The following is a 21,838-nucleotide window of genomic DNA, read 5'->3' as shown; positions in this document are numbered from 1 at the left end:
GGAGACTACAAATGGCTGAAATCCCCCACTTGCTCGTCCACGAACATGCCGACAATGTCGGTGTTGTCGTGGTCGAGGGCCTGACGGCCGGCACCGATATGCTGGTCTGCGTAACTCATGACAATTCGACCTTCCGCCTGACATCGGGCGCTGATGTGCCAATTGGCCACAAGATCGCGCTGAAAGACTTCAAGGACGGAGATACCGCGATCAAATACGGCGAGGACATCGGCAAGATCATCGCCGACATTCCCAAGGGCGGTCACGTCCACACCCACAACTGCAAAACGAAGCGCTGGTAAGGAGTCCTCTTCATGGCACTCGATTTCAAAAATATGTCTGTGCATGCTTACCGTCGTGAGAATGGCCGTGTCGGCGTTCGAAACCACGTGGTTATCCTGCCGGTCGACGATATCTCGAACGCGGCGTGCGAAGCCGTTGCAAATAACGTCAAAGGCACGCTTGCGATCCCGCATGCCTATGGCCGCCTGCAGTTTGGCGCGGATCTGGAGTTGCACTTCCGGACCATGATTGGAACAGGGGCGAACCCGAATGTGGCCGCTGTTGTCGTGATCGGCATTGAGCCCGGTTGGACCAAGCGGATTGCGGACGGCATTCGCGAAACCGGCAAACCGGTGGCCGAATTCTCGATCGAGCAGAAAGGGGATTTTGAAACCATTCGCCAAGCCAGCTGGGCCGCGAAGGAATTCGTGCATCTGACCTCGGAATACCAGCGCGAAGAATGCGCGCTGAACGAGCTGTGGATCTCGACCAAATGCGGTGAATCCGACACCACCACTGGCTTGGGGTCCTGCCCGACGGTTGGCAATATGTACGACAAGCTGCTGCCCGAGGGCATCACCGGCTTTTTCGGTGAGACTTCGGAGATTACGGGCGCTGAGCACATCTGCCAGAAACGCGCAATTAACGAAGAAGTGGGTGAGCGTTGGTACAAGATGTGGAAAGCCTATCAGGACGACGTGATCTTCGCGCATCAAACTGATGACCTTTCGGACTCCCAACCGACCAAAGGTAACATCGAAGGCGGCCTGACCACGATTGAGGAAAAAGCCCTGGGCAACCTCGAAAAGATCGGCCGGACCTCGCAATATATCGACATCCTCGATGCCGCCGAAGCGCCAAGCTCGGGCGCAGGGCTGTACTTCATGGACAGTTCCTCGGCCGCGGCGGAGTGTGTGACCCTGATGGCGGCCGGTGGCGCTGTCATCCACACCTTCCCCACGGGTCAAGGCAATGTGGTGGGCAATCCGATTGTTCCGGTTATCAAGATCACTGCGAACCCTCGGACTGTGCGGACGATGGGAGAGCACGTGGACGTCGACGTTTCGGGTATCCTGCGCCGGGAACAGACCATTGACGAAGCGGGCGATGCACTGATCGACATGATCCGCCGCACAGCCAATGGCCGCAACACAGCCGCCGAAGCGCTTGGCCATCGCGAATTCTCGATGACCAAGCTCTATCGCAGCGCCTAAGTCGGGCAGGGGCGGCCCAAAGGTGCCGCCCCGCCACAAAAACAACACCATGGAACACGCGGAAAACATCAGCCTTTCCGAGGCTAAGGCCCTCATTTCAGGTGCATTGATGGCTCAGGGGGTTTCCAAGGAACACTCTGAGTCCGTCGCAAATGCGCTGGTGGCGGCAGAAGCCGAAGGCCAGGCGGGTCACGGGTTTTCGCGCCTCGGGGACTATGTCGCGCAGGTGCGCAGCGGAAAGATTAACCGGGACGCAAAAATTACTTCTCGCCTGACCAGTCAAACAGCGATTTCCACTGACGCCGATTTCGGTTTTGCGTACCCGGCGCTGGATCATGCCATCTCACAGGGCATAAGCGTGGTGCGTTCATACGGCACGGCCACGATGTCGGTCAAAAATTCACATCATGCGGGGACGTTGTCGGTGCAGGTCGAAAGGATCGCTGCTGAGGGTCTTGTCGGCTTGATGTTTGCCAATGCCCCTCCGGCAATCGCACCCTGGGGCGCCGCGAGCCCGGTTTTTGGCACCAACCCCATCGCCTTTGCAGCTCCGCGGCGCGATGCGCCGCCACTGGTGATTGATCTGGCGCTTTCGAATGTTGCGCGCGGCAAGGTCATGCATGCTAAAAAGACAGGCCAGCCCATCCCTCCGGACTGGGCCTTTGACAAAGACGGCAAGCCCACGACCGACCCAGCCGCCGCATTGGCTGGTTCCATGGCCCCAGCCGGAGGGGCAAAGGGAACCGTCCTCGCCTTGATGGTCGAGGTTCTCGCGTCGGTTTTCACCGATGCAAACCCCAGCTTGGGCGTGGCTTCGTTTTTTGACGCAGAGGGGCCTTCTCCGGGATCCGGGCAGTTCCTGATTGCTATGAGCCCAAACAATCTAGACGCCTTCACGGATCGTCTCGAAATGGTGCTGACGGCCATCGACGGCCTCGAAGGCGCACGGCTTCCGGGGGATCGGAGGGCAGAGTCGATCAGCCGCGCGCAGGCGCATGGCATAGCGGTTCCCGGTCAATATCTTGATCTGGCTCGCGAACTCGCGCACGCAAATGTCTGAGGCCGCCAATATGACCATGTCCCTCAGCACTGACGCCACAAACGCCCCCTAAATCGACAAAGGAACCGACTATGTACAAGCACATTCTGATCCCGGTCGCTCTGGACCACGAAGGCGTTGTCGCCAACAAAATCGCCGCTGGGCGCCGTCTGCTTGCCGAAGACGGCCGGATGACCTTGCTGACAGTGCTGGAAGAAATACCCGGTTTCGTCGCCGAATTCGTGGAGTCGAAACCCGAGAACCACCTGACAGCGCGCATCAAGGACGAACTGGATCGCCTTGCAGGCGATGCGGACGACATCTCGACCGAAGTCATCACTGGCAAGCCCGGCCTGAAGGTCGCGGAGTTTGCCCGCGAGAACCATGTTGATTTGGTTATTGTCGGATCTCACAAACCTGGCGTTCGAGACTATCTTCTGGGCTCGACGGCGTCGCGTATTTCACGCCGTGCGCCGTGTTCGGTCTTCATCCTTCGATGAGGGGTAAGGGGTCTAAGACCCTCAAAAGGCCCGGTACTGGCCGCCCGGACAAAGAGACACGGCTGTTGCTTGGCCAGAGTGACGGAACAAACCTGAGCGAACAGCCCTATGATCGGCGCCGCTTGTCTTATGCATCCACATTCAGCAACCCGGTTCAGCGATGGGCGATCAAAGCGATTGAGCTGGCTACAAGCAAATTCCATTTGTTGCGTCGCATCCGCAAATTCGAGGCAATGGGCGTGCCCGCTGGGCAACCCTTCTGGGGGCAGGCCCTCAAGGTGATGGGCATCGCGCTGCAAACGCCCGATGAAGAAATTCGTCAAATCCCGAGCAAAGGGCCCGTGGTGGTTGTCGCCAATCACCCGCACGGGCTTGTCGACGGCATGATCCTGGCGGAACTGATCGGTCAGGTCCGAACCGATTATAAAATTCTAACGCGGTCTCTGCTGACGGGTGTCGTTGAGATTGACCAGTTCATGATCCCGGTCCCCTTTGATCATGAACCCAACGCTCTTGAAAAGAGCCTGGAAATGCGCCGAAAAGCTATGGAGCATCTTGCGAACGGAGGGTTAATCGCATTGTTCCCTTCCGGGGTTGTTGCCTCGTCGGACAGTTGGTGGGGGCCTGCGATCGAACGCGAATGGAATCCCTTTACAGCCAAACTTATCCAGCGCTCTGGGGCCACAGTTGTCCCCATTCGTTTTCCGGGACGCAACAGTCGAGCATATCAAATCGCCAGCAATGTCTCCGCCACGCTGCGCCAAGGGTTGCTTTTGTACGAGGTGCGGCATGCCTTGGATAAACCCCAGCGCCCGATCGTCGGTGACCCTATTGAGAGAGACGAGATTGAAAAACGGGCCGGCAATCCACGGGAAATGCTCGAGTTTCTAAGACGGCGCACTGTCTCTTTGACCAGTCGGCGTTGATCTCCCTTGGGGCCAATCAAAAAGAGAGCGTTTCAGACAGGAGAGACTGTTAAGTGCCTACAACTATTGCCTATTGCGCCCTTCATATAACGTTTGGTTCATGGGCTTGGACGACATGCAATTTGTTCAGAATCGTGGTCTGCGCTTTTGCCGCAAACAGAGCTTCCAACGGAAAGTATAGCGACTGCGCAGAGCACGACCACTACAAGATACCTAGGTCATGCCCGGCCATATTTGACGACCCCTTTTCGGCCGATAGTGCGGAAATTTGGCACGCAGAGAAGGAGCGCCAAAAAACAGGTTTTGCTTTAGGTTTGAGCATGCTTGCAGCTCCAAAGGCTTCCAAATTTTGTCAAACCGATGCCTTTCCTATTGGCCTGAACGTAGGTTCTCATTCCAACCCATCTGGGATGGCGCCTGTCATGCGCCTTGGTGATCATGCAAATTCTATGTTAGGGAATGGCGCGCTCTGGTTCTTGAAGTGCAAAACAAATTAGAACGACGATTCCAACAAAGGGAGAAATTAAATGTTTGAAAACAAAAGAACTGTTCGTGCGCCTGATGGCCGTCTGATCACTATCGGTCAATCCGGAGTTTTTGCTCAGCCTGAAACCAATTCTGCACATCGCCAATCTGCGATCGCTGCCGAATACGTTGGCCACGGCGAGCCTTCGCAGGTCGGTGCCAAGATTGACCCCGGCCAGCATGGAGCCAAAATTGACCCGTCTCAGCTGGGCGCAAAGATTGATCCGGGCCAAATCGGGGCCAAGATCGATCCAGGCCAAATTGGCGCCAAGATTGACCCCGGCCAACACGGAGCCAAAATTGACCCGTCTCAGCTGGGTGCAAAGATTGATCCGGCCCAATTCGGGGCGAAGATTCAACCAACTGCTTAAAACCAGTCCAAACAACGTACTTGAATGTTGGCTCAAGCCTTTGAGCCAACATTCGTGTCGCGCAGTATGAATCGTCATTGCGCGTACTGATAGGTTGTTGCCAGTCGCGTGAGAACTTGGTTTGAAACAGTATTTTGATGGAACACATCGCATTCGCTCGCCCAAGCAGACGGTTGAGCTTTTGCGGGACCTGTTTCCGGTTTTTGGCATCACGCGTATCGCGAATGTCACGGGGCTTGATCGTGTTGGGCTACCGACAACCGTCGTGTGCAGGCCCAACTCGCGATCAATGGCGGTTTCTCAAGGGAAGGGAGTGACATATGACGCTGCGGTCGCTTCTGCCGTGATGGAGTCCATCGAGATTTTCCACGCAGAACGCATTGTGGCTCCGGTCATACTCGCGAGCCTTGAAGATATCAGATACACACACAACGTTTTGCCCGTTGATCAGTTGCCGCTGAGCAATGAGATGGAATTTGATCCTTTCGCGCCGAACCTCTGGATTGAAACGCAACTGTTGGCGGGTTCCGGAAATGTGTGGGTTCCCTACGAATTGGTTCATACAAACTACACACGCCCTCTGCCACCCGGGAGCGGGTTTTTCCTGTCGAGTTCGAACGGTCTGGCCTCGGGTAACTCACTTTCCGAAGCAAAGTTGCACGGCTTGTGCGAGGTGATCGAACGGGATGCTGTTGCGCTATGGTCGCGTTTGCCGTGGCAAGAGCGTGATGCACGTCGAATTGATCAACGGACGATCGAAGATCACGGTTTGTGCCAGACCTTAAGCAAATTCAAGGACGCCGACATAAGCTTGGCGATTTGGGACGTGACGACGGAAATCGGCGTACCGGCTTACTTGGTATGGGCATGTGAAAACGGAAACGTGCCGATACTTCTCTCTCGCCCATCTGTCGGCGCAGGGTGTCACCCGTGTCGGCAGATCGCGCTCTCGCGCGCCCTGACAGAAGCTGCGCAGGAACGGCTGACATTGATCACGGGCGCGCGTGATGATCTGCACTCGGACTACTACTCTGAGATGGAATTCCAAGAAACGATTGCCCGACCTGGGTGCCTGAGTTTTGACTCCAGGCAATCCTATGAAAGCAAATCTCCCGAAGGCGATCTTGTTTGGCTCAAATCGCGGTTGACTGCAGCTGGACTAGACGGTGCCTGCTTCATCGACATTACAGCCGACTATGTCTCCGATCACATCGCAGTTGTACGTGTGCTCGTCCCCGGGTTGGAGGGGCCACATGATGACCCACGCTACACGCCGGGCTCGCGTGCGCAAAACGCATCAGAGTTGATGCAATGACCGTTTTTGTTTTCTGCGGCCCCACCATTCACGAAAGTGAAGCCAAACAGATTTTAGCGGCTGAGTATCTGCCGCCGGCGGCTCAGGGGGATGTATTGAATGCGGTGTCGCGAAAGCCACGCGCCATAGGAATAATTGACGGCTATTTTCAGTTCACACCGTCTGTGTTGCACAAGGAAATACTCTGGGCGCTTGATCAGGGTGTGCATGTATTCGGCAGCTCCAGCATGGGCGCGTTGAGGGCAGCGGAGCTGCATAGTTTTGGCATGAAAGGGGTTGGTCGCATTTTTGAAGAATACCGCGACGGTCTTTTGACGCGAGACGACGAGGTTGCCTTGAATCACGGACCTGCCGAACTGAAATACCCGTCTCTATCAGAGCCGCTTGTAAACATCAGAGCAACGCTAGAGGTTGCTTCGGAAAACAAAGTCATTTCCCAAGAAACGGCCGATAAGCTCCTGAATCTAATGGATCAAGAGTATTTCTCCAACCGCTCGTACAAACATATGCTGCACCTCGGCGAACAGCACAGTGTGCAAGCCGATGAATTGCTTCGGCTTAAGCGATGGCTTGAGAGCAACACGGTCAATCAGAAGAAAATTGATGCGATCGAAATGCTTCATTCTATGGACACATTTTTACGCGAAACACCTGGTCCGTTCACTGCGCGCTTTCGGCTGGAACGAACATCAATATTTGATCAGCTCACATCATGATAGCTCGCCTCAAACCATCGCAACTCTACGCCAATGGTCCAGCTTACTTTGCGCTTGGCGTGTTTTTTATGTCTGCGATGGATGCGGTCGCCAAGGTACTATCCGAGACGTATTCCGGTCTTCAGATCATCTTGTTTGAAAGCGCCTTTGGCCTTGTGTTTTTCCTTATGTTCATTGCGCCTCGAAACTGGAGATCATTGGCCTCACCAAGATGGCCACTATTGATGGCCAGGGGATTGCTGACCCTAGGCACAATGTACTTTTTCATTTCCGGCCTTCAAAATTTGCCGCTTGCCGAAGTGACCATGATTTTCATGGTCGCGCCTATCTTTTCGATGGTCTTGTCTTCACTTGTGTTTCGGGAACATCCTGGGCTTCCACAACTACTTGCACTCGTTTCCGGCGCTATGGGCGCCTTACTTTTGATACGCCCGCCGGGTTTAGGTCTTAACGCAGCAGCCTTTTTTCCATTGGCGGCCGCGTTGTGTAGCGCACTCGGCTTAATCACGGCGCGTGCCCTTTCACGACGGGATACACCGGAAGCAATCGCCGGATATGAATATCTCATGGTCTTTGCTGCGGCCGCTATTTTGGTTCCCTATGGGAGCTACGTTCCGGGTTTTTCCGACCTCTGGCTCGTTGGCTTGTTGGGTGTTTGTGGCGCTTTGTGCGTGTACTTCAGAACGTCAGCATGCTCCTTCTCACCGATTAGCAAACTGGCCTCGATTGAGTATTCCGGAATGCTCTGGGCGGTCTTCTTCGGGTATTTGATTTGGAATACCCTACCCGATTTGTGGGGTTGGATTGGCGCTGGTCTCATCACAGTTGGCGGTCTTTTGGCCAACAAAACCAAAGAGGACGCATCTCTTGTCTAAAGATGCGATTTTGTGTTGGATGCAGTCTCTTTGTAGATGATCTAGGAAGGACATGAATTTGCCTGCTTGACCTTATCCCTTGGTGGCAAGCGACTAGCAGGTCAGCGCGTCACGCTTGCGATTTGCCCTTATAGAAATCAGTCAATTCTTGCGCCAGCGATTTGTAGAGTTGATGCACGTCTTCGATTACTGGAACTTCAAGTTGGTCGATCCTTTCCAAAAATGGACAGTTCACAACGCTGATTGCCTGCCCTTCGTGGTTTAATACGGGGTAGGAGAGGTTCGTCACCCCAACCGCTGTGGCTGATGGCATTTGCTCATAACCCCACTCGCGTATGCGGGCGACATGTTCCTTGAATTCAACGACGTCCAATTCCGGCTCACCTTGCGCAAGCCTGTGATTGTCCAGCAGGTCGTCAAGGTCGGCGTCACTGCGAAATGCGGCAAGAACGCGGCCGGTGCCGGTATTCCCAAGGCCAATCACGGTTCCGACGCGCAACGCCAAGCCCCAGTTCCCGGGCGAGGCGATCGAGGCGACAACAACTATGTCTCCATTGCTTTCCATCCCCATATGGCAGGATTGCCAGGCCTTTCGCGTTACGGCGCGCATTTTGGGTGTCGCCATCTCAAGCAACCGCTCGACCGGAGGATACCTTTGCGAAATCGCAAACATTTTCAGGCTGAGCGAATAGAGATCATCGTCAGAGGACCGGATCACATAACCGCGCCGCACCAGCGTGGATAGCATCCGGTAAATCTCGCTTTGGGACCGGTCCAGAGCGCGTGCAATGTCACCTTGCGCCAGCCCGTCGGCATGCAGCGATAGCAACTCGATGATGTCCAAACCCTTCTCTAGGGCAGGGGCACGATATTTCTCTGAAGTTGCCGACACGTATTCCTCCCAATTCGCGCTTGTGGGCGAATGCGCGAGCAAATTGCCTTGAATGCGCAGTAGATGTCAATGTTGATTTATTAGTGAATAACTGTTTTACATACAAAAATTATGGAACTTGAGAGCCGCTAAAAAAGAATTCAGGGAGAAGCAAGTGATGAAATCCTTCTGTAAAATAAGTTGCTTGCCTGAAAGCTGCGCCGTTTTTCGCGCAGGGGCAGCGCATGCTGAATCGAACTGGAGATCGTTCCCCGGAACTGCGAAAAATCCACGACTTTGCGTATGATCACGGGGCTCGAAGATATCTCCGATGATGAGATTTCCATCGGCAGCCGCGTGGTCAACGACCTGCCTCCGCGTGAAAGCAACAACTCGATGATGTTCCAGAACTGTGCGCTGTACCCGCATATGACCATGCGCGAGAATCTGAGCTTCACGCTGCAGATCGCCAAGCGCCCCGAGGCTGAGATCACCAAGGTCGTGACCGAGGTCGCAGCGATCGCTGGGCCGGACGAATTGATGGACGACAAACCGGCGGAACTGTCCGGTTGTCAGCGCCTGCGTGTCGCCAATACCATCGTCTACGTGACCCACGATCAGGTCGAGGAGATGACGCTGGCTGACCGCAGCGTTCTGAAGGATGCGCTCACGGTCCCGGCCTCGACGCGCGACCTTGTAAGAGCGGGACATGTGGTTCAATCCGGCTACCGCGCCGACAATCTCATGCAGATCGACCATGCGGTCGAGGAAAAGGGCGCGTTGGTCGATCCGGAGCTGCCGGTTGCACTGGAAGAACCGTTGGGCACCGAAACCTTTATGTTTGCCGATCTGGCGGGGGTCGAGGTTCAGGCCAAGATGTTCAATCCGCGCCAGGTGGAGCAGGGTGAGACGCTGCCATTCCATCTGGTTTTCGACAAATGCCACGTCTTCGACGCGGCCACCGGCGAGGCGCTGAGAGGGTAAGCAACCATGGCCATCATCACCCATATCGAACTGCGCATGATCGACCTGATCCCAAAGGTGAAACGGGTTGATGCCATTCAGTCCTTTGTCAGTCAGGAAACGCCCATTGTGACCTTGACCGACAGCGACGGGGCACAGGGTGTGGGCTATTGCTATACCATCGGCACCGGCGGCCCGTCGGTTATGGCGCTGCTTGAAAAAACGCTGGCACCCGCTCTGATCGGCCGCGATGCGGACCGGATCGAAGGCATCTGGCGCGATCTGTTGTTCCTGACTCATGCGACGGCGGTGGGAGCGATTACTTCGCTTGCTTTGGCCGCGATTGATACCGCTCTGTGGGATTTGCGCTGCCGCAAACAAGGGCTGCCGCTGTGGAAAGCGGCGGGCGGATCGCGGGATCGCATCCCGCTCTACTCGACCGAGGGCGGCTGGCTGCATCTGGACACACAGGCCTTGGTCGATGACGCGCTCGCGATGCAGGGGCAGGGGTTCCGCGGCTCGAAGATCAAGATCGGGCGAGACCACCTAAGCGAGGATGCCGCCCGTTTGGCTGCGGTGCGTGAAGCGGTTGGGCCGAGATATGAAATCCTAACCGATGGCAATCAGGGCTTTACCCTGTCCGAAGCGATCCGCCGAGCTCAGGTTTTGGAAGACTATCGTATCGGCTGGTTCGAGGAGCCACTGCCCGCGGATGACGTCGCAGGCCATGCCGAGCTGTCCCGCCGGACCTCCGTCCCGATTGCCGTCGGCGAAAGCATGTATTCGCTGAGCCAGTTCAAGGATTACCTGCAAGCGGGCGCGGCCAGCATCGTGCAGGTCGACGTGGCGCGGATTGGGGGGATCACCCCGTGGCTGAAAGTCGCGCATCTGGCCGAGGCGTATAACGTCATGGTCTGCCCGCATTTCCTGATGGAACTGCACCTGCCACTGGTCTGTGCCGTGCCGAACGCGAAATGGCTGGAATACATCCCGCAGCTTGACAGTGTGACCACGGACGCGATGCGCATCGAGGATGGCTTTGCCATTCCGTCAGACGTGCCCGGGCTTGGCATCGCGTGGGGCTGGCAGGCGATCGAAGCCCAGTCCTCGGCGATCACAATCAGCGAGGGCGCATGATGAAACGTATGGGTATGGTGATCGGGGTGAAGCCCGAAAAACTGGACGAATACAAGCGCATGCACGCCGCTGTCTGGCCGGATGTGCTGGCGCAGATCGCCCAAAGCAATATCCACAACTACACGATTTTCCTACGTGAGCCCGAGAACCTGTTGTTCGGCTATTGGGAATATCACGGCACCGATTTCGAAGGGGACATGGCCCGCATGGCGCAAGACCTCAGAACGCAGGAATGGTGGAGTTTCACCGATCCTTGCCAAAACCCGCTGCCCAGCCGCGCCGAAGGCGAGAAATGGGCACCCATGATTGAAGTATTCCACACGGATTGAGGACGACATGACCAAAGCACAGGGCCGTCTGGCCGGAAAGAAAGCGCTGATCACCGCCGCAGGGCAGGGCATTGGCCGCGCCAGCGTCGAAAAATACGTGGCCGAAGGCGCGCAGGTGATTGCCTGCGACATCAACGATGCAACACTTGCGGAACTGGCGGCAATCGACGGCGTGACAGCCTTGAAGCTGGACGTCACCAATGCAGACGCTGTGGCCGAGGTCGTCGCGACCGCCGGAGCGCTGGATGTGCTGTTCAATTGCGCCGGTTTCGTTGGGGCCGGTTCGATCCTTGAATGCGACGACGACCAGTGGGATTTCAGCTTTGATCTGAACGTCAAGGCGATGTACCGGCTGGCCAAGCTGGTGCTGCCCGGCATGTTGGAAAATGGCGGCGGCTCGATCATCAACATGTCCTCGGTCGCCTCGTCGATGAAAGGCGTGCCGAACCGCTTTTCGTACTGCGCGTCCAAAGCGGCCGTGATTGGCCTAACGAAATCGATCGCCGCTGACTTCATCACGCAGGGCATCCGCTGCAACGCGATCTGCCCTGGCACAGTCGACAGCCCCAGTCTGCACGACCGCCTGCGCGCGACCGGCGACTACGAGCAGGCGATGAAAGACTTCATCGCGCGCCAGCCCATGGGCCGTATCGGTCACGCAGACGAGGTTGCCGCCTTGGCCGTCTATCTGGGCAGCGATGAGACCGCATTCACCACCGGACAGACCTTCGCCATCGATGGCGGCTGGACCGTTTGATCAGGGAGATTTGAGATGAAACTGCTGCGTTACGGTCCGGTCGGACAAGAAAAACCCGGCCTTATGGATGAAAACGGCGTGATCCGCGATTTGTCGGGTGTCATTGGCGATATAGCGAGCGACGCGTTGTCGGATGCCGGGCTTGACGCCTTGCGCGCGTTAGATGTGGATGCTCTGCCCGAGGTCGAAGGCACGCCGCGCATTGGAGCCTGTGTCGGGCATGTGGGCAAGTTCATTTGCATCGGCCTGAACTATGCCGACCACGCTGCTGAATCCGGCATGGCCCTACCCGAAGAACCGGTGATCTTCTTCAAGGCGACCTCGGCGATCATGGGGCCTGATGACACCGTGGAAATCCCCCGCAACTCGGTAAAGACTGATTGGGAGGTCGAGCTGGGTGTCGTCATCGGCAAGCATACCAAATACGTATCCGTCGAGGACGCGCTTGACCACGTCGCGGGCTATTGCGTGGTCAACGATCTGTCCGAACGCGACTTTCAGCTGCACCGCTCGGGCCAGTGGGTTAAGGGCAAATCAGCAGACACGTTTGGCCCCATCGGCCCTTGGTTGGTGACGCGCGACGAAGTACCCGACCCGCAGAACCTGCCGATGTATCTTGAGGTGAACGGGCATCGCTATCAGGACGGCTCGACAAAAACGATGCATTTTGACGTAGCAACCGTGATCTCGCACTTGTCGCAATTCATGTCACTGCAACCCGGCGATGTGATCTCAACCGGAACGCCTCCGGGCGTGGGTATGGGGCAGGACCCGCAGACCTATCTGAAACCCGGCGACCGGATGGAGTTGGGGATCGAAGGTTTGGGCGTTCAGCGCCAAACCGTTGAGGCGAGCAAATGACCCAGATAACCGGCATTCGCACCGAGGACTTGCGGTTCCCGACCTCGGACAATCTGGATGGCTCAGATGCGATGAACCCTGATCCCGACTACTCCGCCGCCTATGTGGTGCTGGAAACTGACGGCGCGCATGAGGGTCACGGACTGACCTTCACCATTGGCCGCGGCAATGAGATCTGTGTAGCCGCGATCGAAGCCCTCGGTGCGTTGGTAAAAGGGCTGGAACTGGACTGGATCATCGAAGATATGGGCCTGTTCTGGCGTCATATCACCGGTGACAGCCAGCTGCGCTGGATTGGTCCCGACAAGGGGGCGATCCACCTAGCGACTGGTGCGGTCGTGAACGCGGCTTGGGATCTATGGGCCAAAGAGGCGGGCAAACCCGTCTGGCAATTGGTCAGCGAGATGAGCCCCGAAGAAATCGTGCGCTTGATCGACTTCCGCTACCTGACCGATGCGATTACTCCGGATGAGGCGTTAGCGATGCTCCGCGCCGCTGAACCGGGCAAAGCGGAGCGTATCGCTAAACTGAAGGACGAGGGCTATCCCTGCTACACGACCTCGGCGGGCTGGCTGGGCTATCCCGACGACAAGCTGCGCCGCCTTTGCCATGAGGCCAAGGAGGCGGGCTTTACTCATACCAAGTTCAAAGTTGGCCGCGATCTGGATGACGACATTCGCCGCCTGACCATCGCACGTGAAGTACTGGGCGAAGACATGAACATCATGATCGACGCCAATCAGGTGTGGGAGGTCGATCAGGCGATCCACTGGGTCAAGGCCCTGTCCTTTGCACGCCCCTTCTTCATTGAAGAACCCACAAGCCCCGACGATGTATATGGCCACAAGGCGATCCGAGAAGGCGTCGCACCGGTCAAAGTAGCGACCGGCGAGATGTGCCAGAACCGGATCATTTTCAAGCAGTTCATCAAGGAAGGCGCGATCGACATCGTTCAGATCGACAGCTGCCGGATGGGTGGGCTGAACGAGGTGCTCGCTGTCATGCTGATGGCGGCGAAATACGATCTGCCGGTTTGGCCCCATGCCGGGGGCGTGGGCCTGTGCGAATATGTCCAGCATATGTCGATGATCGACTACATCGCGATCTCGGGCGAGAAGGACAGCAAGCGGATCGAGTATGTCGATCACCTGCATGAGCACTTTGTCGACCCCTGCGTGGTGAAGAACGGGGCCTATTTCGCGCCGACGCAGCCCGGGTTCTCGATCGAGATGAAGCCCGACAGCATCAGAGAATTCCGGTTCCTGCCTCCAATGGCAGCGGAATAAAACCCTATGGCTTGCCTCTAATAGCAACATTAATCGGGCTGCGCTTTACCCGACCTGAAGAAGATACAAAACGTTCAACTTTGGGAAAACGGCCTTTGGGGCCGCCAGTATTGTTGCGCTCGGCGAAACCGCAGCTCTGTCGCAGCGCCGGTTTACTGCAAGAAACTTTGACCCGCCATGCGCTATACATGACATCATCCAAGTATTGGCTCAAGTTTTCGAACCATACCATGACGGATGGCCAGCTGATTCGTCATGCGGTTATGAATATATGTATATCTGCGAACTGACCGAGACTCCTCGACAGGTTTGGCTAAGTGACATCTAACGTGTTTTTCGCGCACGACTTTTGCGAAATTGGGGCAAGCCGCAGTTGCCCCCACGTTGCATTGCTTGATCGGAAAAACGGCAGCCTCTCATGCGGCCACGAACATTTCCTTGTACTGGTCACGTAGGATGTTCTTTTGAACCTTTCCCATGGTGTTGCGGGGAAGCTCATCTATCAGGATCAACTTGCGGGGGTGCTTGAACCGCGCGAGGCTGTTGCATACCGCAGCCTGCATCTGTTCAAGGTTGGGGGTCTCTCCCGGTTCCGCGACAATCACACCAAGAACCGTTTCTCCGAAGTCTGGGTGGGGTACGCCAACGACGGCGCTTTCCAGCACGCCGGGTTGGTCATCGAGCACCAGTTCAATCTCCTTGGGGTAGATATTATAGCCACCTGAGATGATCAGGTCTTTGTTTCGGCCTACGATCTGGACATAGCCCTCTTCATCGATCCGGCCCAGATCGCCGGTGATGAAAAAGCCGTTCTCCCGTAGCTCGGCCGCGGTTTTTTCCGGCATTTGCCAATAGCCTTTGAATACGTTTGGTCCGCGCACCTCGATCTCTCCGATCTCGCCATTGGGCAGGGCGTTGCCGTCAGAGTCGCAGATTATCAGCTCAACCCCGGGCAGTGGCACGCCAACGGTGCCTGCGCGACGCTCCCCTTCATATGGGTTTGACGTATTCATATTGGTTTCGGTCATGCCATAGCGTTCGAGTATGCGGTGACCGGTACGCTGTTCGAACTGCACATGCGTTTCCGCCAGCAAAGGCGCGGAACCGGAAACAAACAGGCGCATGTGTTCGGTCAGTTCCTTTGTGAACCGATCGTCATCCAACAGGCGGGTATAGAAAGTGGGCACGCCCATCATCGTCGTGGCCTGAGGCATCTGACGGATAATCTCGTCCATATCGAACTTGGGCATAAAAATAATGCTGCTGCCCGCAGCCAGTGACACATTGGTTGCCACAAACAGTCCGTGAGTGTGAAAGATCGGCAGCGCGTGCAGCAGCACATCGTCGGATGTGAAACGCCATTCTTCGACGAGCGTTTCAGCATTCGACAACAAGTTGTTCTGGGTCAGCATCGCGCCTTTGGACCGGCCCGTGGTGCCGGATGTGTAGAGGAATGCCGCCAAATCCTCGCCGTCCCGATCGACTGTGTCGAAACTGATAGGCATAGCCGATGCCTTTTCCATCAGGCTGCCGCTGCCATCCGCGTTCAGGGTCTCTACGCGCGCGCTCAGTTGCGCGCCAATGGGGACAAGCTTCTCTTCACTTCTGGAATCACAAACGATCAGTGAAGCCCCACTGTTTTCAATGAAGTAGGTCAGCTCATCGACGGTATAGGCGGTGTTCAAGGGTAGAAACACCAGGCCGGCCTGCGCGCAAGCGGCATAGAGGGCCAGCGCTTCGGGTGATTTCTCGATCTGCGCCGCAACCCGGTCGCCGGGTTTCAAGCCCAGCTGCGTTGTCAGGTGGGCGATCTGCGCTGCAGTGCTTAAATAGTCCTGATGGGTAATCACCGAGCCGTCGAGCAGGTGCAAAAACGGCGTGTCTTTACCGGCGTGAGCGCCGAACAAACCGTCATAGAGAGGATTGGCCATGGGGATTACCTTTCCTGTGTCGATGTGAGAGAGGCGGACGCGGCAAGCGATTTGACCTCGGTCGAGGCGATCACCTCGCGGGTATTCGCAAATTGTTCGTGGTTCTGCGCCACGCGGCTGAGGTCATAGAGATAGTTGACCATGGTGCCGCCGGACTGTGCCCGGCCTTTGTTCGAGGTATCGGCATCCGCATGAACCGCATGAACCAGCGCACCGTTGCCAAGATGGAACCGCGCCACCGGGTCGAAGGGCATATTGCCCCGGCCCTTGGCGTTCAGCAGGTAATGCGCCGCCAGCGCCTTAATCTGATCGGGCTTTTCGATGTCCCATTCAATTTTTTCCTGCGTCAGCCACTGGCTCAGGCCAGGAATGGGCGACAGAGTGACAAAGGTCTTCAGCCCCGACAATTCTGCCGCCAGATCCGAGGCCACCTGCTTGATCAGCGAGTTGCCGAACGAGATGCTGGCCAACCCAGCCTGACAATTCGAGATCGAGTAGAACACAGCCGTATCCGCGTGATCTTGCGGTAGCGGATCGCGGTCTTCGGCAAGCAGTGCCTGCACCGAGCCCGGGATGCCTTGGTTCAGCGCCACTTCGACAAAGATCAGCGGCTCATCAGGCATAGAGGGGTGGAAGAACGCAAAGCAGCGCCGGTCGGTGGGTTCCAGCCTACGGCGCAGGTCGTCCCAGCTGTCGATGGCGTGGACCGCCTCGTACGCGATGATCTTTTCCAGAATATGCGCCGGGCTTTCCCAGTTGATCGGGCGCAGCACCAGAAAGCCACGGTTGAACCAGCTGGCGAACAGGTGCCGGAAGTCCAGGTCAAGCGCCTGCAGTTCCGGTTCCTTGCCGCCCAGCCGCAGCAGATCGGCGCGCATCTGTACCAGAGCGCCTGTGGCACCGGGCACCCGGTTCAATCGGCGGATCAATTCCTGTCGGGCCGGTTCCACCGCAGCTGCGAAGCTGCGATAGGTCGCTTTCGAGGGGTCGCGTTCGTATTCATCCAGCGACGAGCGCACCGCCTCGGGGTCAATATTCATGGCTGAGGCGATATAGCGGAAGAACTCCAGCTTTTCCTCGTCGCCCAGAGTGTCGAACCGGGTCAGGATTTCCTCAGCCAGCGCCAGCCCCGAGGTCTCACCCGCTGACCCAACTAGCGCATCGGCCAACTCGGTCAGCGGGCGGCCATCTAGGGCCGCTGCGCCCGAGCGGCGGTAGCGTCGCTCGAACACGGTGGACAGAAGATCCGCCAGCAAGGTCATACCGCCGCTCCCATCACTAGGTCTGGCAACCAGGTGGCAAGACCGGGGAACAGGCAGAGCAGTACAATCGCAATTACCATGCAGGCCACGAAGGGGAGGGAGCCGGTCAGGATGGTTTTCAGCGAGATGTCGGGCGCGATGCCGTTGATCACATAGAGATTCAAGCCGACGGGGGGTGAGATCAGGCCAATCTCCATGTTGATTGTCAATACAACCGCAAACCAGATCGGATCGAAGCCAGCGGTGGTGATGATCGGCAGCAGGATCGGTGCCGCCATCAGGATCACAGCGACGGGGGGCAGGAAGAACCCGGCGATCAGAAGGAACACGTTGACCGCACCCATCAGAACCCAACGGTTCACATCCAGTGTACCGATCCATTCAGCAATCGCCTGTGTGATGAACAGCGAGCTGAGCATGTACGAGAACACACCGGCAGCGGCGATGATGAAGAGGATCATCACGCTTTCCTTGGTGCTGTCGCGCAGCACGACCCAGATGTCCTTGGGGTTCCACAGCTTGTATATGACCATTGCGATCAGCAGGCAGAGCAGGGCGCCAACGGCAGCCGTTTCCGATGGCGTGGCGATACCGCCATACATGGCGTACAGCACACCCAGAATGATGCCGAGGAAGGGTAGAACCCGCGGCAGGATCTCGAAGCGTTCACCCCAGGTGTAGCTTCCAGACCCCAGACGGGTGGCGTCACCGGATTTCCAGGTCGAATAAAGCGACCAGGCCATGAACAGACCAACCAGCATCAGGCCGGGGATCACGCCGGCCAAAAACAGGCGACCAATCGAGGTCTCGGTGGCGATGCCGTAGACGATCATGGTGACCGAGGGCGGGATCAAGATGCCAAGCGTACCACCTGCGGCGATGGAACCTGCGGCAACGCCGTCGGGATAGCCGCGCTTGCGCATCTCAGGGATGCCCATCTTACCAATTGCGGCACAGGTTGCGGGTGACGATCCGGACATGGCCGCGAACAAAGCGCAGGCGCCAAGGTTGGATACGACCAACCCTCCGGGTACACGGGTCAGCCAGCGTTCCAAGGCTTCGTACAAGTCGGCTCCGGCCCTCGTCGACGCGATGGACGCCCCCATGATGATGAACATCGGGATCGACAGAAGGGCAAAGTTATCCAGCTTTCCGAACAGAATCTCGGGCATAAGTTCCAGCGAACGCGGGCCGTCGAAGACAATCAGAAACCCGGCTGAAACTATCAGCAAACCGATGGCGACCGACACGCCCGAAAACAGAACAAGGATGGTGGCGATGGCGACAATGGCGCCGAGCAGAAGGGGGTCCATTGGCTTTACTCCAGACCAAAGGGTTTATCGATGCCAAGCAGGACGGCGACGAGGTCAGCGATTAGCTGAAGCAGCAGCAGTCCAAAGCCGACCGGGATAGACAGGTAAGGAATCCACAGCCGCACACCCCATACGGTGTCGGATTTCCAGCCACGCTCCCATGCGAAGTGCCAATACTCGTAGCCGTAGAACAGCATGACCGAGACGATGGCGATGGACAGGGCCGAGGTCAGGATCGCCATAAAATAGCGGGGGCGCGGGGCCAACGAGATCGGGATCAGGTCGACATTCACATGCCCGCGCAGGCGTTGCACATAAGGTAGACCGACGAGGGTGGCGGCGATGACAAGATAGATGACCGCTTCGGTTTGCCAGATGGTCGAGCCATTCAGGACAAAACGCACGACGATCATTTGGCAAGTGATGGCGACGGCAGCAACGATCATGGCTGCGGAACACCATCCGGCCAGTGTTGAAAGCGCAGCGACAAGGCGAAGGAAAGGATTGTTCCCGGTATGGGAAGCAACGGCAGAGCTATGGCCAGCCATTTGCGTCTCCTGATAATTGAGATGCAATTAAGTCTGAAGATCAGAACTGAGATCGGTGCCGGGCGGCGGAAGGGCCGCCCAGGCGAGAAAGGGTCACTCGACCGCCAGAGCCTTGTCCAGCAGCTCCTGCCCGTCCGGGACTTCTTCCACGAACGCCTTATAGGATGTTTCCTGCGCCAGAGCGCGCCATGCTTCGAAGTCTTCGGCGCTCATTTCGGCGATCTCGACGCCCGCTTCGGCGAAGACTTTGGCCGAGTTTGCGTCCTGCTTCTTGGCTTCTTCCAGATAGTAAGTCTGTGCCTTTTCAGACGCGGCAAGCAATGCAGCTTGCTGATCTTCATTCAGCCCGTCGAAGGTGGATTTGTTCATCAGCAATGGCTGGTACATGAACCACAGGGCAACGTCGCCCGCTGGCGTATAGCAGCTGACCTGTTCGTAGATGCGATAGCTAACAAATGACGATGACGAAGTGTTGGCCGCCTGCAAAACACCGGTCTGCATCGCGTTGTAGATCTCCGATGACGCCATCGAGGCGATCGAAGCATCGGCCCCGGCCAGCATTTGCTCAAAGGATTTACCTGCTGCACGGGTCTGCAAGCCGGCGATGTCTTCGGGCTTGGTGATGCACTTGTCCTTTCCGGCAAAGCCACCGGCCAGATAGCCATGGACCAGAACCATCACGTCATCCTCGGCCATCTTCTCTTCCAACGCTTCCATGAAAGGAGAGTCGGAGAGACGCGCTGCGTGATCGTGGTTTTTCACCAGACCAGGCATTAAAGTCAGGTTATAGGCGGGCTGCTGACCACCGGCATAGCTGAGCGGCAGAACTGTCATGTCCAGCTGACCTCGGCTGAGCGGCTTGTACTGCTCGCGCGGTTTGAACAGCGATTTTGAGCCGAAAATCTTAATCTCCAGATCAACAGCGGCGGCGGCAACCTCATCGGCCACGATCTGGGCGACCTGGTGACGGATGTCCTTGTTGGACCACTGGTGCGACAGGCGCAGCTCTTTTGCGGATACAAGCGAGCCGGCGGATACAAGCGCTGCTACAGCAACGGCTGTCTTAAAAATGGTTTTCATTATTTCCTCCCTGGTTCGACCCGGCGTACCGGGGTCACGGTATGCTTAAGCCGGTTCTGTTTTTTAGTCAACGTTTTTGTATACAAGATCATTGCTCTTGAATTTTTCGTAGATTGAGTCCTATACATAATCCTATGGACCTACGACTTGCCGATAATATCGCCCAGGAACTGGAAGAGTTGATCTTTGACGGTACATTCTCAGATGGCGACCGTCTGGATGAGGTCAAATTGGCCGAAAAGTTTGGAGTCTCGAGAACGCCACTTAGAGAAGCATTTCAACGACTTGCGCTGTCGGGCTTGGTCGATCTCATTCCACGCCGTGGTGCTTTTGTGCGACAGCCGGGTCCGGTCGAACTGATGGAGATGTTCGAGGTCATGGCCGAGCTCGAAGCTGTCTGCGGCCGACTTGCCGCCATGCGTATATCCGAGGACGCCCTGAAAGATCTGACGGACGCCAACACGAGATGTCAGCAGGCCGTCGATGCTGGTGATCCAGACACGTACTACCTCGAAAACGAACGGTTTCATCGCATTATCTACAAGCAGTCCGGGAATTCGTTTCTGGAACAGGAGGCCTCCAAGCTGCATCGGCGCCTTAAACCTTTCCGGCGGCAACAGCTTCGATTTCGTGGCCGTATGACGCAGTCGATGTCCGAACATCAGGACATCGTTCGCGCACTTGAGGACGGCTTGGCAGACGATACCGCCAATGCACTCCGCTCCCATGTCGCCGTGCAAGGCGAGAAGTTCCACAACCTGATGGCATCGCTTAAAAACACTGCTGAGCGATAAGCGGGCGGGGATTCACCACCTGCAACCACTCAACCTAGTTCAGTTCCGGCGTAGGCGAATGCTTGGCAATGCCATGTGACACGTTTCATCGGTCAGAACGCGGTTGCTCTCCTCACATTCAAAATATCGCATTGAACAACAACACGGTTCTGGCACAATTGCTGCGGCAGTCAAAATGGTAGGGTTATCGGCTATGCAATACTCATGGATTGATAAGTTCAAAGGTCTCAGCCGCCTACCGGATACTGTACGTGCTGATCTGATCAGCGGTAGCCAGATCGTCAACGTTCCCGCTGGCACCCAGATATTCGCGCCAGGCCAAACGGCTGACAATCTAATGCTTCTTTTGGAGGGAACCGTCCGGGTTCAGCAGAAATCTGAGACCGGGCGCGAGGTGTTCCTCTACCGTGTTCACGCCGGTGAAAGCTGTGTGCTGACCACGGCGTGTATGCTGGCTTTTGAAGACTATTCCGCCGACGGCATTGCCGAGACAGACGTTTCAGCGGTAGCTATCCCGCGACAAACGTTCGACGATCTGGTTGCGAAATCCCCTGTGTTTCGCGAGTTCGTCTTTTCAGCTTACTCACGCCGGATCACCGATCTCTTTACTTTGATCGACGATATCGTGTTCAAGCGTATGGACGTACGGCTGGCTTCTCGGCTGCTAGAGCTGGCAGGGCAAGGCGCGACCGTACACGCAACGCATGTCGTGTTGGGTACAGAGCTGGGCACGGCGCGCGAAGTGATCTCGCGTACTTTGGCGGAATTCCAACGCCGTGGCTGGGTGGAACAGTCGCGTGGCGAAGTCTGCCTGACCGACCGCGAGGGGCTGGAACGCTTGGCAAGATCGGCGACGCCCGAGGTCTGAATACAAACTTTGTATTTGCTTCGGCAGTTTGGTGACCATGTCACCAAAGCTATGAGCTGCGCTGTGCAATTGTCA

General features: G+C 56.7%; 23 protein-coding genes. 16 read left to right on the top strand and 7 right to left on the bottom strand.

Features of this window, described 5'->3' with window-relative positions; translation table 11 throughout:
- The first annotated feature begins 11 nt into the window (after nucleotides 1-11).
- The 5 genes from ACR0B5_RS06345 to ACR0B5_RS06325 all read left to right on the top strand — a co-directional run bounded on the left by ACR0B5_RS06345 (nucleotide 12) and on the right by ACR0B5_RS06325 (nucleotide 3,961).
- A complete protein-coding gene (locus tag ACR0B5_RS06345; protein WP_170378184.1) occupies nucleotides 12-302 on the top strand; it encodes a UxaA family hydrolase in 291 nt (96 codons plus the stop codon).
- 12 nt (nucleotides 303-314) lie between these two features.
- The gene (locus ACR0B5_RS06340; protein ID WP_170467617.1) at nucleotides 315-1,496 is read left to right on the top strand and encodes a UxaA family hydrolase; all 1,182 of its coding nucleotides are present in this window, start codon (nucleotides 315-317) and stop codon (nucleotides 1,494-1,496) included.
- A 49-nt stretch (nucleotides 1,497-1,545) separates the two neighbouring features.
- A complete protein-coding gene (locus ACR0B5_RS06335; RefSeq protein ID WP_480539273.1) occupies nucleotides 1,546-2,556 on the top strand; it encodes an Ldh family oxidoreductase in 1,011 nt (336 codons plus the stop codon).
- A gap of 71 nt (nucleotides 2,557-2,627) precedes the next feature.
- A complete protein-coding gene (locus ACR0B5_RS06330; RefSeq protein ID WP_480539271.1) occupies nucleotides 2,628-3,035 on the top strand; it encodes a universal stress protein in 408 nt (135 codons plus the stop codon).
- 206 nt (nucleotides 3,036-3,241) lie between these two features.
- A complete protein-coding gene (locus ACR0B5_RS06325) occupies nucleotides 3,242-3,961 on the top strand; it encodes a lysophospholipid acyltransferase family protein (protein WP_480539269.1) in 720 nt (239 codons plus the stop codon).
- Nucleotides 3,962-4,413: 452 nt separating this feature from the next.
- Here the strand turns inward: ACR0B5_RS06325 and ACR0B5_RS06320 are convergent, their stop codons facing one another.
- A complete protein-coding gene (locus ACR0B5_RS06320; protein ID WP_480539267.1) occupies nucleotides 4,414-4,935 on the bottom strand; it encodes a hypothetical protein in 522 nt (173 codons plus the stop codon).
- A gap of 43 nt (nucleotides 4,936-4,978) precedes the next feature.
- Here ACR0B5_RS06320 and ACR0B5_RS06315 point away from each other — a divergent pair, with 43 nt between their 5' ends.
- From ACR0B5_RS06315 to ACR0B5_RS06305, 3 genes are read left to right on the top strand one after another with little or no spacing between them, the layout of a single operon-like run.
- Entirely contained in the window at nucleotides 4,979-6,172 is a 1,194-nt protein-coding gene (locus ACR0B5_RS06315) for a YcaO-like family protein (protein WP_170689168.1), read from the top strand.
- On the top strand, nucleotides 6,169-6,888 hold the full coding sequence (locus ACR0B5_RS06310; RefSeq protein WP_480539265.1) for a TfuA-like protein: 720 nt from the start codon (nucleotides 6,169-6,171) through the stop codon (nucleotides 6,886-6,888). The genes ACR0B5_RS06315 and ACR0B5_RS06310 overlap by 4 nt, the downstream gene beginning before the upstream one ends.
- Nucleotides 6,885-7,763: a DMT family transporter gene (locus ACR0B5_RS06305; RefSeq protein ID WP_480539263.1), complete on the top strand. Its 879-nt coding sequence runs from the start codon at nucleotides 6,885-6,887 to the stop codon at nucleotides 7,761-7,763. The genes ACR0B5_RS06310 and ACR0B5_RS06305 overlap by 4 nt, the downstream gene beginning before the upstream one ends.
- A gap of 109 nt (nucleotides 7,764-7,872) precedes the next feature.
- On the opposite strand, the gene ACR0B5_RS06300 is transcribed toward ACR0B5_RS06305, so the two are convergent.
- Nucleotides 7,873-8,655, bottom strand: coding sequence for an IclR family transcriptional regulator (locus ACR0B5_RS06300; RefSeq protein ID WP_480539261.1), 783 nt, complete (start codon nucleotides 8,653-8,655; stop codon nucleotides 7,873-7,875).
- Between the two features lie 276 nt (nucleotides 8,656-8,931).
- On the opposite strand from ACR0B5_RS06300, the gene ACR0B5_RS06295 reads away from it, so the two are divergent.
- The 6 genes from ACR0B5_RS06295 to ACR0B5_RS06270 are packed head-to-tail and all read left to right on the top strand — an operon-like array spanning nucleotide 8,932 to nucleotide 13,967.
- Nucleotides 8,932-9,618, top strand: coding sequence for an ATP-binding cassette domain-containing protein (locus ACR0B5_RS06295; RefSeq protein ID WP_480539259.1), 687 nt, complete (start codon nucleotides 8,932-8,934; stop codon nucleotides 9,616-9,618).
- Nucleotides 9,619-9,624: 6 nt separating this feature from the next.
- Nucleotides 9,625-10,734 (top strand): mandelate racemase/muconate lactonizing enzyme family protein, encoded by a 1,110-nt coding sequence (locus ACR0B5_RS06290; protein WP_480539257.1) that lies wholly within the window; start codon nucleotides 9,625-9,627, stop codon nucleotides 10,732-10,734.
- A complete protein-coding gene (locus tag ACR0B5_RS06285) occupies nucleotides 10,731-11,063 on the top strand; it encodes an L-rhamnose mutarotase (protein ID WP_480539255.1) in 333 nt (110 codons plus the stop codon). The genes ACR0B5_RS06290 and ACR0B5_RS06285 overlap by 4 nt, the downstream gene beginning before the upstream one ends.
- A gap of 7 nt (nucleotides 11,064-11,070) precedes the next feature.
- On the top strand, nucleotides 11,071-11,820 hold the full coding sequence (locus ACR0B5_RS06280) for an SDR family oxidoreductase (protein ID WP_480539253.1): 750 nt from the start codon (nucleotides 11,071-11,073) through the stop codon (nucleotides 11,818-11,820).
- Nucleotides 11,821-11,835: 15 nt separating this feature from the next.
- The gene (locus ACR0B5_RS06275; RefSeq protein ID WP_480539251.1) at nucleotides 11,836-12,681 is read left to right on the top strand and encodes a fumarylacetoacetate hydrolase family protein; all 846 of its coding nucleotides are present in this window, start codon (nucleotides 11,836-11,838) and stop codon (nucleotides 12,679-12,681) included.
- Nucleotides 12,678-13,967 carry an L-fuconate dehydratase gene (locus ACR0B5_RS06270; protein ID WP_480539249.1) on the top strand — a complete coding sequence of 430 codons (1,290 nt, stop codon included), beginning with the start codon at nucleotides 12,678-12,680 and terminating at the stop codon, nucleotides 13,965-13,967. The genes ACR0B5_RS06275 and ACR0B5_RS06270 overlap by 4 nt, the downstream gene beginning before the upstream one ends.
- Nucleotides 13,968-14,383: 416 nt before the next feature.
- Here ACR0B5_RS06270 and ACR0B5_RS06265 read toward each other — a convergent pair whose 3' ends face one another.
- From ACR0B5_RS06265 to dctP, 5 genes are all read right to left on the bottom strand, one after another.
- Nucleotides 14,384-15,898, bottom strand: coding sequence for a malonate--CoA ligase (locus ACR0B5_RS06265; protein WP_480539247.1), 1,515 nt, complete (start codon nucleotides 15,896-15,898; stop codon nucleotides 14,384-14,386).
- 5 nt (nucleotides 15,899-15,903) lie between these two features.
- Nucleotides 15,904-17,160 (bottom strand): malonyl-CoA decarboxylase, encoded by a 1,257-nt coding sequence (locus ACR0B5_RS06260; RefSeq protein ID WP_480539245.1) that lies wholly within the window; start codon nucleotides 17,158-17,160, stop codon nucleotides 15,904-15,906.
- A complete protein-coding gene (locus ACR0B5_RS06255) occupies nucleotides 17,157-18,473 on the bottom strand; it encodes a TRAP transporter large permease (RefSeq protein ID WP_170689158.1) in 1,317 nt (438 codons plus the stop codon). Before ACR0B5_RS06255 ends, ACR0B5_RS06260 begins: the two co-directional genes overlap by 4 nt.
- Nucleotides 18,474-18,478: 5 nt before the next feature.
- Nucleotides 18,479-19,021, bottom strand: coding sequence for a TRAP transporter small permease (locus tag ACR0B5_RS06250; protein ID WP_170378218.1), 543 nt, complete (start codon nucleotides 19,019-19,021; stop codon nucleotides 18,479-18,481).
- Between the two features lie 93 nt (nucleotides 19,022-19,114).
- The gene (dctP, locus tag ACR0B5_RS06245) at nucleotides 19,115-20,101 is read right to left on the bottom strand and encodes a TRAP transporter substrate-binding protein DctP (protein ID WP_480539243.1); all 987 of its coding nucleotides are present in this window, start codon (nucleotides 20,099-20,101) and stop codon (nucleotides 19,115-19,117) included.
- A gap of 134 nt (nucleotides 20,102-20,235) precedes the next feature.
- Between dctP and ACR0B5_RS06240 the strand changes: the two genes are divergently transcribed.
- Together ACR0B5_RS06240 and ACR0B5_RS06235 are read left to right on the top strand one after the other, a co-directional pair.
- Nucleotides 20,236-20,895 (top strand): GntR family transcriptional regulator, encoded by a 660-nt coding sequence (locus ACR0B5_RS06240; RefSeq protein WP_170378222.1) that lies wholly within the window; start codon nucleotides 20,236-20,238, stop codon nucleotides 20,893-20,895.
- A gap of 193 nt (nucleotides 20,896-21,088) precedes the next feature.
- Entirely contained in the window at nucleotides 21,089-21,763 is a 675-nt protein-coding gene (locus ACR0B5_RS06235; RefSeq protein WP_480539241.1) for a Crp/Fnr family transcriptional regulator, read from the top strand.
- Nucleotides 21,764-21,838 lie beyond the last annotated feature (75 nt).

The sequence above is a fragment of the Ruegeria sp. AG1 genome (assembly GCF_056541705.1).
This window is presented reverse-complemented; position numbering and strand designations above follow the sequence as displayed.

Bases quoted from the DNA above. Each gene is read 5' to 3' on its own strand.
- ACR0B5_RS06235 (WP_480539241.1), top strand. From the start codon at position 21,089: ATGCAATACTCATGGATTGATAAGTTCAAAGGTCTCAGCCGCCTACCG.
- ACR0B5_RS06305 (WP_480539263.1), top strand. From the start codon at position 6,885: ATGATAGCTCGCCTCAAACCATCGCAACTCTACGCCAATGGTCCAGCT.
- dctP (WP_480539243.1), bottom strand. From the start codon at position 20,101: ATGAAAACCATTTTTAAGACAGCCGTTGCTGTAGCAGCGCTTGTATCC.
- ACR0B5_RS06290 (WP_480539257.1), top strand. From the start codon at position 9,625: ATGGCCATCATCACCCATATCGAACTGCGCATGATCGACCTGATCCCA.
- ACR0B5_RS06260 (WP_480539245.1), bottom strand. From the start codon at position 17,160: ATGACCTTGCTGGCGGATCTTCTGTCCACCGTGTTCGAGCGACGCTAC.
- ACR0B5_RS06250 (WP_170378218.1), bottom strand. From the start codon at position 19,021: ATGGCTGGCCATAGCTCTGCCGTTGCTTCCCATACCGGGAACAATCCT.
- ACR0B5_RS06330 (WP_480539271.1), top strand. From the start codon at position 2,628: ATGTACAAGCACATTCTGATCCCGGTCGCTCTGGACCACGAAGGCGTT.
- ACR0B5_RS06240 (WP_170378222.1), top strand. From the start codon at position 20,236: ATGGACCTACGACTTGCCGATAATATCGCCCAGGAACTGGAAGAGTTG.
- ACR0B5_RS06275 (WP_480539251.1), top strand. From the start codon at position 11,836: ATGAAACTGCTGCGTTACGGTCCGGTCGGACAAGAAAAACCCGGCCTT.
- ACR0B5_RS06345 (WP_170378184.1), top strand. From the start codon at position 12: ATGGCTGAAATCCCCCACTTGCTCGTCCACGAACATGCCGACAATGTC.
- ACR0B5_RS06335 (WP_480539273.1), top strand. From the start codon at position 1,546: ATGGAACACGCGGAAAACATCAGCCTTTCCGAGGCTAAGGCCCTCATT.
- ACR0B5_RS06265 (WP_480539247.1), bottom strand. From the start codon at position 15,898: ATGGCCAATCCTCTCTATGACGGTTTGTTCGGCGCTCACGCCGGTAAA.
- ACR0B5_RS06280 (WP_480539253.1), top strand. From the start codon at position 11,071: ATGACCAAAGCACAGGGCCGTCTGGCCGGAAAGAAAGCGCTGATCACC.
- ACR0B5_RS06320 (WP_480539267.1), bottom strand. From the start codon at position 4,935: ATGACGATTCATACTGCGCGACACGAATGTTGGCTCAAAGGCTTGAGC.
- ACR0B5_RS06285 (WP_480539255.1), top strand. From the start codon at position 10,731: ATGATGAAACGTATGGGTATGGTGATCGGGGTGAAGCCCGAAAAACTG.
- ACR0B5_RS06255 (WP_170689158.1), bottom strand. From the start codon at position 18,473: ATGGACCCCCTTCTGCTCGGCGCCATTGTCGCCATCGCCACCATCCTT.
- ACR0B5_RS06310 (WP_480539265.1), top strand. From the start codon at position 6,169: ATGACCGTTTTTGTTTTCTGCGGCCCCACCATTCACGAAAGTGAAGCC.
- ACR0B5_RS06340 (WP_170467617.1), top strand. From the start codon at position 315: ATGGCACTCGATTTCAAAAATATGTCTGTGCATGCTTACCGTCGTGAG.
- ACR0B5_RS06270 (WP_480539249.1), top strand. From the start codon at position 12,678: ATGACCCAGATAACCGGCATTCGCACCGAGGACTTGCGGTTCCCGACC.